This is a genomic window from Nonomuraea montanisoli (assembly GCF_013363975.1).
Classification (GTDB): Bacteria; Actinomycetota; Actinomycetes; order Streptosporangiales; family Streptosporangiaceae; genus Nonomuraea; species Nonomuraea montanisoli.
Genome location: NZ_JABWGN010000006.1, coordinates 305,944 through 319,782 on the forward strand (window position 1 = coordinate 305,944; position 13,839 = coordinate 319,782).

The window sequence follows — 13,839 nt, forward strand, 5'->3', positions numbered from 1 at the left end:
CTTTGGGGTGAGCCGGTTCGGGCGCAGGCCGGATCCGGGTGCCGCCTTCGGCCGGCAACCGCGTACGACAGCGCCACCGCACGCCCTGAGGGGGACGCGCCGGCATCCGCCTGGCGTACATGTCCGGATATGTCCGGCCTGGTGTGGGGGAGCATCCGTACGGTCGGTCCCATGACAGGACACGACACCCCGGAAGAGCACGTCGATCGTGACCGGCAGGCGCGGCTGGCGGCGGAGTTCGCCCGCCTGCACCGGCGCGGCGACCCCCTGCTGCTGCCCAACGCCTGGGACGTCGCCTCGGCGGCCCTGATCGCGCGCGCCGGAGCCCGGGCCGTCGCCACGACGAGCGCGGGCGTCGCCTGGTCGCTGGGCGTGCCCGACGCCGCCGACCTGGGCGCCGCCCGCGCCGCCGCGGTCGTGCGCGGCATCGCCGGGGCCGTCTCCGTGCCGGTCTCGGCGGACGTGGAGGCCGGATACGGGCCCGGCCCCGAGGACGTGGCCACGACCGTGGCCGCCGCCGTGCGGGCCGGCGCGGTGGGCGTGAACCTGGAGGACCGTTCCGGCCGCGCGGACGTCCCGCTGTTCGCGCCGGCCGAGCAGGCCGGACGGCTGGCCGCGGCCCGCGCGGCGGCCGACCGGGTGGGCGTCCGCGCGTGGATCAACGCGCGCACCGACGTCTTCCTGACCGGGGCGGCGCCCCGCGAAGGGGTGCCGGAGGCCCTGCGGCGCGCGGCCGTCTACGCCGAGGCGGGGGCGGACAGTCTGTTCGTGCCGGGGCTGACGGACCTGGCGGCGATCGCCGAGCTGGCGGCGGGACCGCTGCCGGTCACGGTGATGGTGTGGGCGGGCGCCCCGGCGGTGGCCGAGCTGGCCGCGGCCGGAGCCGTGCGGGTGAGCCTGGGCGCGGCCATCGCCCAGGCCGCCTACGCGCTGGCCGCCCGGGCCGCCGCCGAGATGCTGACGGCCGGCACGTACGACACCACCGCCGAGGACGCCGAGGCCCGCGGCCTGAACGACCTCCTGGCCGCCCGCCCTGACCGTGCGCAGGTCCGCCCCTGACCGCGAGCAGGCCCGCCCGTGATCGTGGGCGGGTTCGCCCCTGGCCGTGCGCAGGCCCGCCCGTGATCGTGCGGCGGTGTCAGGCGTGCATGCGGCCCGCCAGGAAGTCCAGCGCCACCGGGGTGGCGTAGTCCTGGAACTCCTCGAAATAGGCGTGCCGGGCGCCCGCGACGAGGATCATCCGCGCGCCCGGGATGCGCTCGGCGAGCAGCGGCGCGTTGTCGGCCGGGGTCATCAGGTCGTCGGTGCCGTGCAGCACGAGGGTCGGCGCGGTGATGCCGGGCAGCACGTCCCAGGCGTCGTGGCCGTTGCTGGCCGCCAGGTGCCGCCGCCGGGCGTGCGCGGGCATGCCGGGGTCTCCGGCCGTGTTGTACGGCCCCGGACGGGCGGCCAGCCAGCGCGGCGTGTACATCAGCTCGGCCAGGGCACGTTCGGCCGCGTCCCGGTCCGGCTGGGCGAGCGCCCTGCGCACGCTGTTGTCGCGCTCGACGCCGTGCCGGCCGCCCGGCGAGGTGCAGCCGAGCACGAGCGAGCCGACCCGGCCGGGATGGTCGGCGGCCAGCCACTGGGCGACCCGCCCGCCCATGGACGTGCCGTAGACGTGGGCCCGCTCGACGCCGAGCTCGTCGAGGACGGCGACCACGTCGGCGGCGAGCGCCCGGGTGGTGTACGGCTCGTCGGGCTTGCCGCTGGCGCCGGTGCCGCGCCAGTCGAGGGTGATCGTGCGGTGGGCGTCCTCGAAGCCGGCGCGGACGCCGTCCCACCAGTGGTGGCTGTTGGCCTGCCCGGACAGCAGCACGAGGGGTTCGCCCCGGCCGCCGGCCTGGTAGGCCAGGCGGACGCCGTCGGGGGCGACGGCCGTACCGGTGACGATGCCGGCGAGTGGGGACATGATCGCGTACCTCACGGGGTGTCGAAGCGGCGGGCCAGGACGACGAGCAGCCCGGCCGCGGCGGTCAGGACGATGGCGCCGGTGATCACGCTGGGCCATCCGGCGCTCTGCCACTGGTAGGCGGCCAGCGCGCCGAACACCGAGCTGCCGGCGTAGAAGGCGAGCAGGTACAGCCCCGCGGCCTGGCCCACGCCGACGCCCACCCGCTGTGCGCGGTCGGAGACCCAGCCGCTGACCAGCGAGTGCGTGCCGAGGAAGGCGAACGTCAGCACTCCCAGACCGGCCACGATGGCCGGCAGCGCGCTCATGCGGGTCAGCAGCACGCCCGCCCCCAGCAGGGCGACGCCGTGCAGAGCCGCCGGGCCGCGCCCGCGCCGCAGCGCCAGCCGGCCGGCGGCCAGCGGCGCCGGTATCCCCACAGGGTAGGCGAGGAAGGCCAGTGCGGCGGCGCCGCCCAGCAGGTACGGAGCCGCCTCCAGGCGGAAGGCCAGCGCGTTGTACAGGCCGACGAACGCCCCCATGGTCGCCGCGCCCGCCAGGCACAGCAGGACCAGGGTGGGGTCCTTGAGGGTGCGGGCGGTGTTGGCGAGCAGGCCGCCCAGGCTCGGGCTGGACCGCTCGAAGTGCCGCGACGGCGGCACCAGCGCCCACAGGCCGAACCCGCACGCCAGCGTCACGACGCCGACGGCGGTGCTCGCGCCCGTCCAGCCCCACAGCTCCTGCAGCGGCCCGGGCAGCAGCCGGCCGGCGGCGCCGCCGAGCGCCGTGCCCATGATGTAGGTGGCGTTGGCGCGCACGTGGGAGCCGGGCGGCGTCTCCTCGCGCAGGTAGGCGAGCGCCACGGCGGGCAGCCCGGCCAGGGCGACGCCCTGGAGGCCGCGCAGGACGAGCAGGCTGTGCCAGGTGGGCGCGAACGCGGTCGCCAGGCCCAGCACCCCGGACGCGACCAGCGAGAGCCGCATGATCCCGACCCGGCCGGTCATGTCCGAGATCGGGCCGACGAACAGCAGCGCCACGGCCATCGTGATCGTGGCCAGCGACAGGACCGCGGTGGACTCGGAGGCGCTCACGCCGAAGTGGCGCGCGACGCCGGGCAGCAGCGGCTGCACATAGTAGAGGGCCAGGAAGTTCGCCAGGCCGCCGCACATCAGCCCGTACCTGATCCGGCGGTGGACGCGCTCCTCCGCCCCGACTGTGGAGGACACGGCCTCGATGCTGCCCCAGCGGCCCTGATGCGCAAAATGCAGTGTTTGACGTAGCTGATGCGTTATGTGCATCATGCCTGTATGGACGTGCAGACGCTGCGCTGGTTCCTGTCGTTGTGTGACACAGAGAACATGCGCGACACCGCGGCGCTGGAAGGCGTCAACCAGTCCACGCTGTCGCGGGCGCTGGCCCGGCTGGAGGCCGACCTGGGGGTGGAGCTGTTCCACCGGCGCGGGCGGCGGCTGGCCGTCAACCGGTTCGGCGCGCTGCTGCGCGAGCACGCCGCGCGGGCGGTGGCCGAGCTGGACGACGCCCGCCGCCGGGTGGACGCGCTGGCCAACCCGGACACCGGCCTGATCCGGCTGGGGTTCCTGCACTCGGTGGGGCGGTGGCTGGTGCCGCAGATCCTGCGCGACTACCGCGCGGTCACGCCGGGCATCCGGTTCGAGCTGCGCCAGGGCTTCACCCGCGAGCTGCTGGCCTGGCTGCACGACGGCGACATCGACGCCGCGCTGGTCACCCCGCCGCCGCCCGGCAGCGGGGCCCGCTGGCACCGGCTGCGCGAGCAGCGGCTGTGCATCGCCCTGCCCGCCGACCACCCGCTGGCCGCCGCCCCCTCGATCACGCTGCGGGACGTACGGGCCGAGCCGTTCATCGCCTTCGCCCCGACCACGGACCTGCGCCGGGTGATCGACGGGCTGTGCCGGGAGGCGGGCTTCGAGCCGGTCATCGCGTTCGAGAGCGAGGAGATCGCCACCGTGCGCGGCCTCATCGCCGCCGGGCTCGGGGTCGGCATCCTGCCGCTGCCGGCCACGCCCGAGGTGGACGACCCGGCGTACCGGCCGCTGGTCCCGGCCCAGCACCGCCCGATCGGCCTGGTGTGGAACCCGCCCCCGCACCCGACGGCCGCCGTCGCCCGCTTCGTGGAGCACCTGACCTGCGCGCCGCGGGGTCAGGAGGCCGTGGTCGGCACCCGGTAGCGGCGCTTGTGCTCGGTGACGTCGATGAGCCGTCCGCCGTTGGCCTCGATGACCCGCCGCGAGGCCGTGTTGGTCAGGTCGCACATCACCAGGACCTGGGACAGGCCCAGCGACCGGGCGACCGGCAGCGCCGCGGCGAGCATGGCCGTCGCGTGTCCCCGGCGCCGGGCGGAGGGGCGCACGTCGTAACCGATGTGGCCGCCGAGCTGCTCCAGCGCCGGGGTGAGCCGGTGCCGGACGGCCATCCGGCCCAGGAACCGGTCGCCGTCGGCCCACCACAGCGTGGTCATGGGGACGAATCCCTCCCGTGCGCCCGCCTCGGACCGCTCGCCCAGCACCCGCGCCACGTACGCCGCGAAGGCATCCGGGGCGGTCAGGGCGGCCGGATCTACGTCGCGGACGAACCAGGAGGGCGGGTAGTCGCGGTCGGCCCGGAACTCGGCCACCGCCTCCAGGAACGACGCGCGCAGCCGGGGTGTCGGATCGACGAACCGTGCCATGGTCTGACCTCCAGCGGTCGGGAACGGGGGACCGTACTCCACGGATCTACCGGACGGGGACCTGGAGGTTCTACCGGGCGAGGGCCTGGAGGTCGCGGAAGGCGGCGATCCTGACGTCGAGGGTCGTGGCGGTCGCGGAGAGGGTGAACAGGCCTCAGAACGCGCGGGTCTGGCCGGGGGCGAACTTCGTGCCGACGCGGCGTGCCGTGCGGGCGTTGTCGGAGCCGGCCCGCGAGGAGATCGCCGGCTGACGGGCGCTCAGCTGAAGTGCTGGCCCGCGTTGACGTCGAGGGTGGCGCCGGTGACGGAGCGGGCCTGGTCGGAGGCGAGGTAGATCACGGCCCGGGCGACGTCCTCCTCGGTGGCGATGCGCCGCAGGGCCATCGCCGAGACGTCGCGCGCCCGGATCTCCTCGAACGTCGCCCCCTCGGCCGCGGCCCTGGCGCGCATCCAGTCGTCCAGCACCTCCGAGGCGATCCAGCCCGGTGCCACGCAGTTCACGCGCACCCCGTACGGCCCGAGCTCGTCGGCCAGGCAGTGCGACAGCAGGTGGACCGCCGCCTTGCCGGCCGCGTAGTCGCTGCGTCCCGCGTAGCCGGCGCGCGAGGACATCGACGTGACGTTGACGATCGCCCCGGACCCGCGGGCGACCATGTGCGGCGCGATGAACCGGCAGGCCAGCAGCGTGCCGTACGCCGCGATGTCCACCGCCGCCCGCCAGGCCGCGAGGTCGGCCTCCGTCATGTCGAGCACGTTCCTGCGGTGCGAGCCGGGGAAGGCGGCGTTGACCAGGACGTCCGCGCCGCCGAAGCGCTCGGCGACGAGGTCGGCCAGCCGTTCGACGTCGTCGTGGCGGGAGACGTCGGCCACCACGGCGCGCGCCCCGGGCACCTCGGCGGCCGTCCGCTCGACGGTCGCCGCCGTGCGCGCCGCGACCACGACGCGCGCGCCCTCGGCCGCCATGAGTCGCGCCAGCGTGCGCCCCAGCCCAGGCCCCGCCCCGGTGATCACCGCCACCTTGTCCCGCAACAGCACGAGATGACCCTACCAAGCGCTAGGTAGGATCGCCAGGCGCTCACGGCGCGGCGAGCGGCTCCGACGCGTAGGCCCGGTGCAGCGCCTCCACGAAGGACGGCGCCTCGGGCAGGGACACGGAGCCGATCCGGCGGACCGCCACCCCCGGCGTCCACGAGTTCATGACCACGGCGCCCGCCAGCGACGGCAGGTCGGCGGGCCGGACCTCCTGGACGCGCTGCGGCACGCCCAGATCGTCCAGCCGCCGGCGGACGATGCCCATGGTGGTCCCGCCCAGCATCTCGGCCTCCGGCCACACCACCGCGGAGCCGTCCCAGAAGGCCAGGTTCCAGATCGTCGCCTCGCTGAGCCGGCCCCGGCGGTCGGCGAACGCGGCGTCGTCGAAGCCCTGCTCGACGGCCCGGCGCAGGAGGTACGTCTTGGCCACCTCGCCGACGTGCTTCACGCCCGGGAGGACCCGTTCATGCTCGACGACCGCCAGGGCGAGCGGGCCGCGCGGACCGGACGCGGCGGGCCCGGTGCGCACCAGCAGCTCGGGCTCCGCGCCGGCGCCGTCCGCGGTGAACTCGCCCTCCGGGGAGTACACGGTGGCCGTCAGGGAGACGTCGTCCGGGCCGGCCGCCAGCGCCGCCCGCAGGCGGTCCCGTACCAGGTCGTCGGGCAGCGCCCGGCCGAACAGCTCCATCGAGGCCGCCCGCAGCCGTGCCAGGTGCAGGTCCAGGCCCCTGACCCGGCCGCCGCGCACCTGCATGGCGGTGAAGTGGGCGTAGCCGGCGAAGGCGAGCGGCGCCAGTTCGTCGGCGCTCGCCGCGTGCCCGTCACGATGAACCACGAAAGAGGACATGCATTACTCCCAACGACTTGTACGGAATGTCCGCTGACGAGGTGACGTTAGGGGCTGACATCGATGGCAAGGTCAAACGCGGGGGAGCGGGGCGCATGCTGATCGGGGAGTTGTCCCGGCGTACCGGGGTGAGCGCGCGGCTGCTGCGCTACTACGAGTCGCAGGGACTGCTCGACGCCGGGCGCGGCACGAACGGCTACCGCTCCTACGACGAGGACTCGGTGGTCACCGTGCGGCAGATCCGCGCCCTGCTCGGAGCCGGGCTGTCCACCGAGGTCATCCGCGAGGTGCTGCCGTGCGTGCGGGGAGAACGCCCGGAGTTCGAGTGGTGCGCGGAGCTGTGGGACATCCTCAACGGGGAACTGGCCGCCATGGACGCGCGCATCGGCGACATGCAGCGAAGCCGCGGCGCCCTCGCCGGCTTCCTCACCCGCCCCTGACCACCCGCCGGCCGTGCGGCGCGATCAGCGGGACGCGGCCGGCCTGGACAGCGTCTGTGACGATTCCGCGAGAATCCCCTCCGGCCGGGAACGCCCTATGGGGAGGACGACGGACGGGGAGGGGCCATGGCCGGGGTGCGGGTGCGGCGGGTCTACGAGGAGCCGGCGGGCGACGACGGGACGAGGGTGCTGGTCGACCGGGTGTGGCCCCGGGGACTGTCCAAGGCGGCGGCCCGGCTCGACGAGTGGTGCAAGCAGGTCGCGCCGTCCACCGAGCTGCGCCGCTGGTACGGCCATGACCCCGACCGGTTCGCCGAGTTCAGGCACCGCTACCTCGCCGAGCTGGAGGAGCCCGAGCGGGCGGAGGCGCTGGAGGGCCTGCGCCGCCTCGCCGGGGACGGCCCGCTGACGCTGCTCACCGCGACCGCCCGCGCCGACATCAGCCACGCCGCCGTGCTGGCCGGGCTCCTCGACGCCTGACGTCACACGAAAGATGTAGCCGGATCTCCTCTCGCGGCAGGAAGCGCGCCTACCCGGATCATCACTAGATTTTCCGGCGAACGGGGCGTTGTGTCCCCTGCCGTAAGGAAAGAGGCTCGCATGACCTCCGCTCGCAAGACGCTGCTCACCGGCCTGGCCACGTTCGTGGGCGGGCTCGCGTTGTGGCTGTTCGGGCTGGACGAGGAGATCGTCATCTTCACGCCGTCCAAGATCGGCGTGGTGCTGATGGTCGTCGGCGGCGTGGAGACCCTGTACGGGGTGTACAAGGTGGTCAGCGGCACCGGTGACGGCGCCGCGTCCGGCCGCCGGTAGACGGTCCGGTGCGTCACCTGGTGCCGATGACCGCGGTCGCGTACAGCTCGTCCGAGCCTGTCACGCGGGGGGTGAGGCCGGCGCGCGCCATGGCCTCGGCCGTGTGCGCGGCCTGCCGTTCGCTCGTCTCCACCAGGAGGTGCCCGCCGGGGGCCAGCCAGAGCGGCGCCTCGGCGATCACGCGGCGGGCGATGTCGAGCCCGTCCGCGCCTCCATCGAGCGCCAGCAGCGGCTCGTGCTCGCGCGCCTCGGACGGCAGCAGCCCGATGGCCTCGGTCGGCACGTAGGGCGGGCTGGCCAGCAGGACGCCGACGCGGCCGCGCAGCCGGTCGGGAAGCGGCTCGTAGAGGTCGCCCTGGTGGACGCGACCTCCCACGGGGGCGAGGTTGCGCCGGGCGCAGCGGACCGCGACCGGGTCGAGGTCGGCGGCGTGCAACTCGACGGGACTCCCGTCGCCGCCGCTTTTCCCGGTGGGGCGCAGGTCGTCGGCGTCCTTCTCGGCAGGGCGCGGTTCGCCGCCGCGGTTCCCGGTGGGGCGCCGGTCATCGGCGTGCGTCTCGGCAGGGCGCGGTTCGCCGCCGCGGATCTCGGCCGGGTGCGGGGCGTCGGCGTGCGCCTGGACAGGGTTCGCGTCGGCGGCCCGTCCCTCAGGGGCGGACGTGGAGAGGGCCGCCGCCACGGCGGCGCCGAGCGCGCCCGAACCGCAGCACAGATCGACGACCACCACCCGGCGCCCGGCCGGGGGACCGCCGGAGCCGCCCGCGAGTGTCCGCCGGGCCAGGTCGATCGCCTGTGCCGCCAGGAACTCGCTGCGGCGGCGCGGCACGAAGACCCCGGGATCCACGCTCACCCGGAGACCGCAGAACTCGGCCCAGCCGAGCACGTGCTCGAGCGGGAGCCCGTCGACGCGCCGGTCCACCATGGCGGCGAGCTCGGCGGGGGTGCGCGCGGTGGTGATGATCAACTCGGCCTCGTCCTCGGCGAAGACGCAGCCGGCCGCTCTGAGCCGGGTCGTGATGGCGGAGTGAGTGAGGGAAAGCGGTGAGACTGACATGAAGCGCCCTTCCGGAATGCCGTTGGGCGCCCTCCCGGTCAGCCGCTTCGGTCGACCGGCCCGACCGCGGGGTGAGAGCACCCGGCCTGATCTGGCGAAATGGGTCTCACCTCCTCGATCGTCACGTACTGGGGACGGCAGCCTATCGGAGTCCGTCACGGGCCCGCAAAGCGGTCCAGGGCGGGAGGGGAGCCCCCGCCGCGCGAAGGGGACGCGCGACGGGGCACGGGTGGTCGGGTGAACGGGCGGGGGCGCGTGCGGCGGCGCGGGACCGCACGGAGGAGGCGCCCCCGGACGTGGGCCCGGAAGGTGAAGTTCCAGCGGCCCACGTACCTCGACTCGCCCGGCGCCACGCAGAAGTGCGCCGACACCGCGCTGAGCGCGCCCGAACGGGAGTTCCGGAAGGCCGGGCTCGCGCTGCGCGACGCGGACCGCCGCCTGCGCCACCTGGGACCCCGAGCCGGAGCGCGTCGCCGCCCGCGTCTGGACCCTCGCCCATCCCTCCATGACTCCGCGCGAGTGGGCGGAGCACCTTCCCGGCCTTTCGTCTGCTCCTCCGTGGTGAATCCTTCGTTACGGCACGGCCAAGCAGGCCGCCACCCGCCGCACGGGGCTGAGGGCCTCCAGGAAGACGGCCGCTGACCGGGTGCCGGCGGGCCGCCGTCACGGCGTCTTCCCGGCCATGGCTTCCGTGAACGGGGCACCCCGCTAGGAGGACAGCAGCACCGCCGGGTCACGCTCCGCCGGGCCCGCCGGCCACCACTGGCCGTCGTGCAGGGTGAACGGGTACCAGCGGCCGTCGCGGCCGTAGCGGAGCTGGCGGTCGCCGCCGATGGTCCACCGGTTGCGGGACAGCTCCGTGGGCGGCGGCTCCTCGCCCTCCCACGCGGCCTCCAGGACCGCCCGGGCCCTGGCCAGCTCGTGGCGGGGCGGCGTCCAGGGCGACTCCAGCGCGTCCAGCCCGTCGGCGCCGCCGTACCGCCAGGCCCGCACCGCGGCGTCCAGGCCGAGGTCGAGGTCGTGCTCGGCGGCCAGCCGCACGCGGTCCTGGTACTCGGTGAGGACGGCCGGCTCCCGGCCGAGGGCCGCGGCGGCGAGGACGTCACGCGCCCGGGAGGCGGCGGAGGCGGCCAGCACCTCCAGCGCGGCGACGTCCACGCCGGGAGCGGGTTCGAGCCGGAGCGGCGTGCACGTGACGTCGAGCGGGGGCGGCTCGGGCAGCGGCGGCACCCCGGCGGCCGCCTCGGCCGCGAACACCTCGACCGCGGGCACACCGCGCCCGCCCTCCGAGCCACCTCCCCCGAAGCCATCCACTCCGAAGCCACCCGCCCCGGAGCCGGCGGGTCCCAGGCGGCTCGCGCCGGTGCCCACCTCCCCGAGGTCGTCCCCGCCGGCGCCCGTCCCGCCGAGGCCCGGCACGCTGGTGCCCGTCCCGCCGATGCTCCTGCCGCCCACGCCCGTATCGGCGGCCCCGAGGCCGCCGGGCCGCGAACCGCCCCACGCGTCGTCGTCTCCCGGCTCGGCGGCGACCGCCCCCGCCGGGGAGACGTCCGAGGCCCCGCCCGCCGGCCCCGTGGCGGGCGGGGTGTGACGCAGGAGCGCCTGCACCAGGTCGTCCCGCCCGCGTCCCCGCAGGAGCAGCAGCACGAACGGGTCGCCGTCCAGCAGCCAGGACGCCTGGTAGCACAGCGCCGCCGCGTGCAGGCACGGGTGACCCCAGTCGGGGCAGGAGCACTCCGGTTCGAGGTCGCCCACGGCGGGCAGCAGCGGCACGGCCGCGTCCTGGGCCGCCTCGACGAGATCGTGCGGCATGTCGCCGTCGAGCAGGGCGGCGATGTGGCCGGCCTTGGCCGTGACCTGGTCGAGGAAACGGTCCCACTCGGCGGCGGTGAGCCGCTCGACGCGCACCACCGTGTCGTACTCGCCCTCGGTGACCGCGGCCAGCCGGCCCGGGCTGACCGTGATGGGACCGACCTGGCCGGTCTTGGCGTAGGCGCGGCCCTTGCGCAGCAGCCCCTGGTCGAGGGAGGTGTCCTCCAGGGCCTTGATCCAGGCGAGGCCCCACCAGGTGGTGGCGAAGCGGGCGCCGGCCCGCTGGCGGGGGAAGGCGGGGAATCCTCTGGCGGCGTTCATCTCAGCTCCACGAGTGCGGCGAGTTCGGCGTCGGTCAGCTCGGTGAGGGCGGCCTCGCCGGAGGCGAGCACGGCCTCGGCCAGGGAGCGCTTGGCGGCGAGCATCCGGGCGATGCGGTCCTCGATGGTGCCCTCGGCGATCAGCCGGTGGACCTGCACGGGCCGGGTCTGGCCGATGCGGTAGGCGCGGTCGGTGGCCTGGTCCTCGACGGCGGGGTTCCACCAGCGGTCGTAGTGGATGACGTGGTCCGCGCGGGTGAGGTTGAGCCCGGTGCCCGCGGCCTTGAGCGACAGCAGGAAGACGGGCACCCGGCCGTCCTGGAAGCGCTGGACCATCTCCTCGCGGCGGGCGACGGGCGTGCCGCCGTGCAGGAGCTGGGTGGTGACGCCCCGGCCCGACAGGTGCCGTTCGAGCAGCCGGGCCATCGCGACGTACTGGGTGAAGACGAGCACGGCGCCGTCCTCGGCCACGATGGTGTCGACCAGCTCGTCCAGCAGCTCCAGCTTGCCGGAGCGGCCGGTCAGGCGGGGCGTCGCCTCGTGCAGGTACTGGGCGGGGTGGTTGCAGATCTGCTTGAGCCCGGTGAGGAGCTTGACGATGAGCCCGCGCCGGGCCATGCCGCGGGCCTCGGAGATCCGGGTCATGATCTCGCGCACGACCGCCTCGTACAGCCCCGCCTGCTCGGTGGTGAGCGCGACCGGGCGGTCGGTCTCGGTCTTGGGCGGCAGCTCGGGCGCGATGCCGGGGTCGCTCTTGCGGCGGCGCAGCAGGAACGGGCCGACCAGCCGCGACAGCCGCTCGGCGGCCTCGGCGTCGCCGGACTCGGCCGGCCTGGCCCAGCGCGCGCGGAAGCGGGCGAGCGGGCCGAGCAGGCCGGGCGTGGTCCAGTCGAGGATGGCCCACAGCTCCGACAGGTTGTTCTCGACGGGGGTGCCGGTGAGGGCGACGCGGGCGGCGGCGGGGATCTCGCGCAGCGCCTTGGCGGTGCCGGAGGCGGGGTTCTTGACGTGCTGGGCCTCGTCGGCCACCAGCAGCCCCCACGAGTGGGCGGCCAGGCGGGCGGCGTCGAGACGCATGGTGCCGTAGGTGGTGAGGACGAAGCCCTCCTCGGGCAGGGTGCGGGCTGCGCCGTGGTAGCGGCGCACGGGCACGCCGGGGGCGAAGCGGGTGATCTCGCGCTCCCAGTTGCCGAGCAGCGAGGCGGGACAGACCACGAGCGTCGGGCCGCCCCCGCCCGCGGCGGCCCAGTGGTCGCGCAGATGCAGGTGGAGGGCGATGAGGGTGATGGTCTTGCCCAGGCCCATGTCGTCGGCCAGGCAGCCGCCCAGCCCGAGGGACGTCATGCGGGCCAGCCAGCGCAAACCGAGGAGCTGGTAGTCGCGCAGCGTGGCGGCCAGCCCCTCGGGAGCCTGGATGTCGAGCGGCTCGGCCAGCCGGTCGCGCAGCTCGGCCAGCCAGGCGCTCGGCTCGATCGGCACCTGCTCGCCGTCGACCTCCACGGCGCCGGTCAGCGCGGCGCCGAGCGCCTCCAGCCCGGTCAGCGGCTTGAGGTCGCGCTGGCGGGCCTTGCGCGCCACGTCGGGGTCGATGAGCACCCACTGGTCGCGCAGCCGTACGACGGGGCGGTGCGCCTCGGCCAGGGCGTCCATCTCGGCGGCGGTCAGCCGTTCGCCGCCGAGGGCGAGCCGCCAGTCGAAGCCGGTCAGGTGCCGTCCGCTGAGGAAGGAGGGCAGGTCGGAGGGCCGGTCGCGGTCGCCGACGACGGCGCGGGCGGTCAGGCCGCGTACCAGGTGGCGGGGCCAGTGCACCTCCACGCCCGCGGCGGCCAGCCGCTCGGCGGCGCCGGCCAGCAGCTCTCCCACCTCGTCGTCGGACAGCGCCAGCTCGTCGGGGACGGCGCTGTCGAGCAGCCGGGCCAGCGCGGGCCAGGCGTGGGAGGCGCGGCGCAGTGCCACGGTGACGTCGATGCGGGCGCGGCCGCCGAGTCCCGGGTCCTGGCCGCGCCACAGGGCTCCGGCGTCGACCACGAGTGACGGGTCGGCCTGCGCGTGGACCTGGACGACGGCGCGGAAGTCGTCCACGGCGGGGTCGCCCGCCTCCAGGCGCAGGGAGACCCGCACGCCGGAGTCGAGCGCGGACGACACCTCGCCCGCCCAGGCGCGCAGCCGCGCCGCCTTGACCGGCTTGGCGGCGGCGAACATCGAGGTGCCGGTCGCGCGCACGGCGCCGGGGGAGCGGGGCATGGCGTCGGCCACCGCGTCCAGGAACGCCCGCACGTGCCGCTCGGCGTCGGGCAGCAGCACGACCTCGCCCCCGGGGGAGGGCGGGGCCGCCTGCTCGCCGCCGGACAGGGGCAGGGGCAGGGGCTGGGCGCGGGCGGCGGCCGGCATGGCGGCGGCCAGCTCGCGCACCCGCTGGAGGTCGGCGGCGTCGAACGGCCCCGCCCGCCAGGCGTCGTGGTCGCCGTCCGTCACTCCCGGCAGGATGCGGCCCCGGGCGACGAGCTGGAGGGCGACGACCGCGACGGCTCCCCAGAACCGGGCGGCGGGATGGGCGGCGGCGTCGTGGCGGGCACGGGCCAGGGCCGCGACGGCCTCGCCCACGGGCAGCCGCGTGGCGGGCGCCCGGCGGACCCGCACGGTCCCGTCGCCGGCGTCCTCGGCCACCTCGACCGTGCCGCCGCCGTCAAGGGTGTCCCCGTCGGCCGCGCCGTCACCGGTGTCCCCGTCCGTCGTGAGGAAGACCATCCGGCCGGACCTGGGCGGATCGCCCGGCTCGAAGAGGACCGCCTGCCGTACCAGCTCCGTTGATGCACTCACGGCCGTACAGTGTACGGTACACACGGGCTGTGGTTTACCACACCCCAGATCGGGCGTTCGCCTC

Annotated in this window: 13 protein-coding genes; 5 read left to right on the top strand and 8 right to left on the bottom strand. The window is 75.6% G+C overall.

Translation table 11 applies throughout. The features are described from left to right. Positions 1–171: 171 nt before the first annotated feature. The gene (locus HTZ77_RS16995) at positions 172–1,059 is read left to right on the top strand and encodes an isocitrate lyase/PEP mutase family protein (RefSeq protein WP_175590562.1); all 888 of its coding nucleotides are present in this window, start codon (positions 172–174) and stop codon (positions 1,057–1,059) included. A 79-nt stretch (positions 1,060–1,138) separates the two neighbouring features. Here HTZ77_RS16995 and HTZ77_RS17000 read toward each other — a convergent pair whose 3' ends face one another. Together HTZ77_RS17000 and HTZ77_RS17005 are read right to left on the bottom strand one after the other, a co-directional pair. Continuing rightward, entirely contained in the window at positions 1,139–1,951 is an 813-nt protein-coding gene (locus tag HTZ77_RS17000; protein ID WP_175590563.1) for an alpha/beta fold hydrolase, read from the bottom strand. Positions 1,952–1,962: 11 nt separating this feature from the next. Continuing rightward, positions 1,963–3,156: an MFS transporter gene (locus HTZ77_RS17005; RefSeq protein ID WP_175590564.1), complete on the bottom strand. Its 1,194-nt coding sequence runs from the start codon at positions 3,154–3,156 to the stop codon at positions 1,963–1,965. Between the two features lie 81 nt (positions 3,157–3,237). Here HTZ77_RS17005 and HTZ77_RS17010 point away from each other — a divergent pair, with 81 nt between their 5' ends. Then, positions 3,238–4,137 carry a LysR family transcriptional regulator gene (locus tag HTZ77_RS17010; RefSeq protein ID WP_175590565.1) on the top strand — a complete coding sequence of 300 codons (900 nt, stop codon included), beginning with the start codon at positions 3,238–3,240 and terminating at the stop codon, positions 4,135–4,137. Here HTZ77_RS17010 and HTZ77_RS17015 read toward each other — a convergent pair. The 3 genes from HTZ77_RS17015 to HTZ77_RS17025 form a co-directional block, all read right to left on the bottom strand. After that, a complete protein-coding gene (locus tag HTZ77_RS17015) occupies positions 4,110–4,637 on the bottom strand; it encodes a GNAT family N-acetyltransferase (protein WP_175590566.1) in 528 nt (175 codons plus the stop codon). The genes HTZ77_RS17010 and HTZ77_RS17015 overlap by 28 nt on opposite strands. A 258-nt stretch (positions 4,638–4,895) precedes the next feature. Next, entirely contained in the window at positions 4,896–5,672 is a 777-nt protein-coding gene (locus tag HTZ77_RS17020) for an SDR family oxidoreductase (RefSeq protein WP_175590567.1), read from the bottom strand. Positions 5,673–5,712: 40 nt separating this feature from the next. Beyond that, positions 5,713–6,516: an aminotransferase class IV family protein gene (locus tag HTZ77_RS17025; RefSeq protein ID WP_175590568.1), complete on the bottom strand. Its 804-nt coding sequence runs from the start codon at positions 6,514–6,516 to the stop codon at positions 5,713–5,715. Positions 6,517–6,611: 95 nt separating this feature from the next. Between HTZ77_RS17025 and HTZ77_RS17030 the strand changes: the two genes are divergently transcribed. The 3 genes from HTZ77_RS17030 to HTZ77_RS17040 all read left to right on the top strand — a co-directional run bounded on the left by HTZ77_RS17030 (position 6,612) and on the right by HTZ77_RS17040 (position 7,769). After that, a complete protein-coding gene (locus HTZ77_RS17030; RefSeq protein ID WP_175590569.1) occupies positions 6,612–6,956 on the top strand; it encodes a MerR family transcriptional regulator in 345 nt (114 codons plus the stop codon). Positions 6,957–7,082: 126 nt separating this feature from the next. Further along, positions 7,083–7,436: a DUF488 domain-containing protein gene (locus HTZ77_RS17035; RefSeq protein WP_175590570.1), complete on the top strand. Its 354-nt coding sequence runs from the start codon at positions 7,083–7,085 to the stop codon at positions 7,434–7,436. Positions 7,437–7,556: 120 nt separating this feature from the next. After that, positions 7,557–7,769, top strand: coding sequence for a DUF5708 family protein (locus HTZ77_RS17040; RefSeq protein ID WP_175590571.1), 213 nt, complete (start codon positions 7,557–7,559; stop codon positions 7,767–7,769). Positions 7,770–7,782: 13 nt separating this feature from the next. Here the strand turns inward: HTZ77_RS17040 and HTZ77_RS46220 are convergent, their stop codons facing one another. The 3 genes from HTZ77_RS46220 to HTZ77_RS17060 all read right to left on the bottom strand — a co-directional run bounded on the left by HTZ77_RS46220 (position 7,783) and on the right by HTZ77_RS17060 (position 13,775). After that, positions 7,783–8,823, bottom strand: a complete 1,041-nt coding sequence (locus HTZ77_RS46220) for a class I SAM-dependent methyltransferase (RefSeq protein WP_235994768.1) — start codon at positions 8,821–8,823, stop codon at positions 7,783–7,785. A gap of 708 nt (positions 8,824–9,531) precedes the next feature. Then, the gene (locus HTZ77_RS45300; protein WP_205302742.1) at positions 9,532–10,956 is read right to left on the bottom strand and encodes an SWIM zinc finger family protein; all 1,425 of its coding nucleotides are present in this window, start codon (positions 10,954–10,956) and stop codon (positions 9,532–9,534) included. Then, positions 10,953–13,775, bottom strand: coding sequence for a DEAD/DEAH box helicase (locus HTZ77_RS17060; RefSeq protein WP_328808627.1), 2,823 nt, complete (start codon positions 13,773–13,775; stop codon positions 10,953–10,955). The genes HTZ77_RS45300 and HTZ77_RS17060 overlap by 4 nt, the downstream gene beginning before the upstream one ends. Between the last annotated feature and the right edge of the window lie 64 nt (positions 13,776–13,839).

Coding starts and splice junctions, on each gene's coding strand:
- HTZ77_RS16995 (WP_175590562.1), top strand. CDS start 172: ATGACAGGACACGACACCCCGGAAGAGCACGTCGATCGTGACCGGCAG.
- HTZ77_RS17000 (WP_175590563.1), bottom strand. CDS start 1,951: ATGTCCCCACTCGCCGGCATCGTCACCGGTACGGCCGTCGCCCCCGAC.
- HTZ77_RS17010 (WP_175590565.1), top strand. CDS start 3,238: ATGGACGTGCAGACGCTGCGCTGGTTCCTGTCGTTGTGTGACACAGAG.
- HTZ77_RS17015 (WP_175590566.1), bottom strand. CDS start 4,637: ATGGCACGGTTCGTCGATCCGACACCCCGGCTGCGCGCGTCGTTCCTG.
- HTZ77_RS17025 (WP_175590568.1), bottom strand. CDS start 6,516: ATGTCCTCTTTCGTGGTTCATCGTGACGGGCACGCGGCGAGCGCCGAC.
- HTZ77_RS17030 (WP_175590569.1), top strand. CDS start 6,612: ATGCTGATCGGGGAGTTGTCCCGGCGTACCGGGGTGAGCGCGCGGCTG.
- HTZ77_RS17035 (WP_175590570.1), top strand. CDS start 7,083: ATGGCCGGGGTGCGGGTGCGGCGGGTCTACGAGGAGCCGGCGGGCGAC.
- HTZ77_RS17040 (WP_175590571.1), top strand. CDS start 7,557: ATGACCTCCGCTCGCAAGACGCTGCTCACCGGCCTGGCCACGTTCGTG.
- HTZ77_RS46220 (WP_235994768.1), bottom strand. CDS start 8,823: ATGTCAGTCTCACCGCTTTCCCTCACTCACTCCGCCATCACGACCCGG.
- HTZ77_RS45300 (WP_205302742.1), bottom strand. CDS start 10,956: ATGAACGCCGCCAGAGGATTCCCCGCCTTCCCCCGCCAGCGGGCCGGC.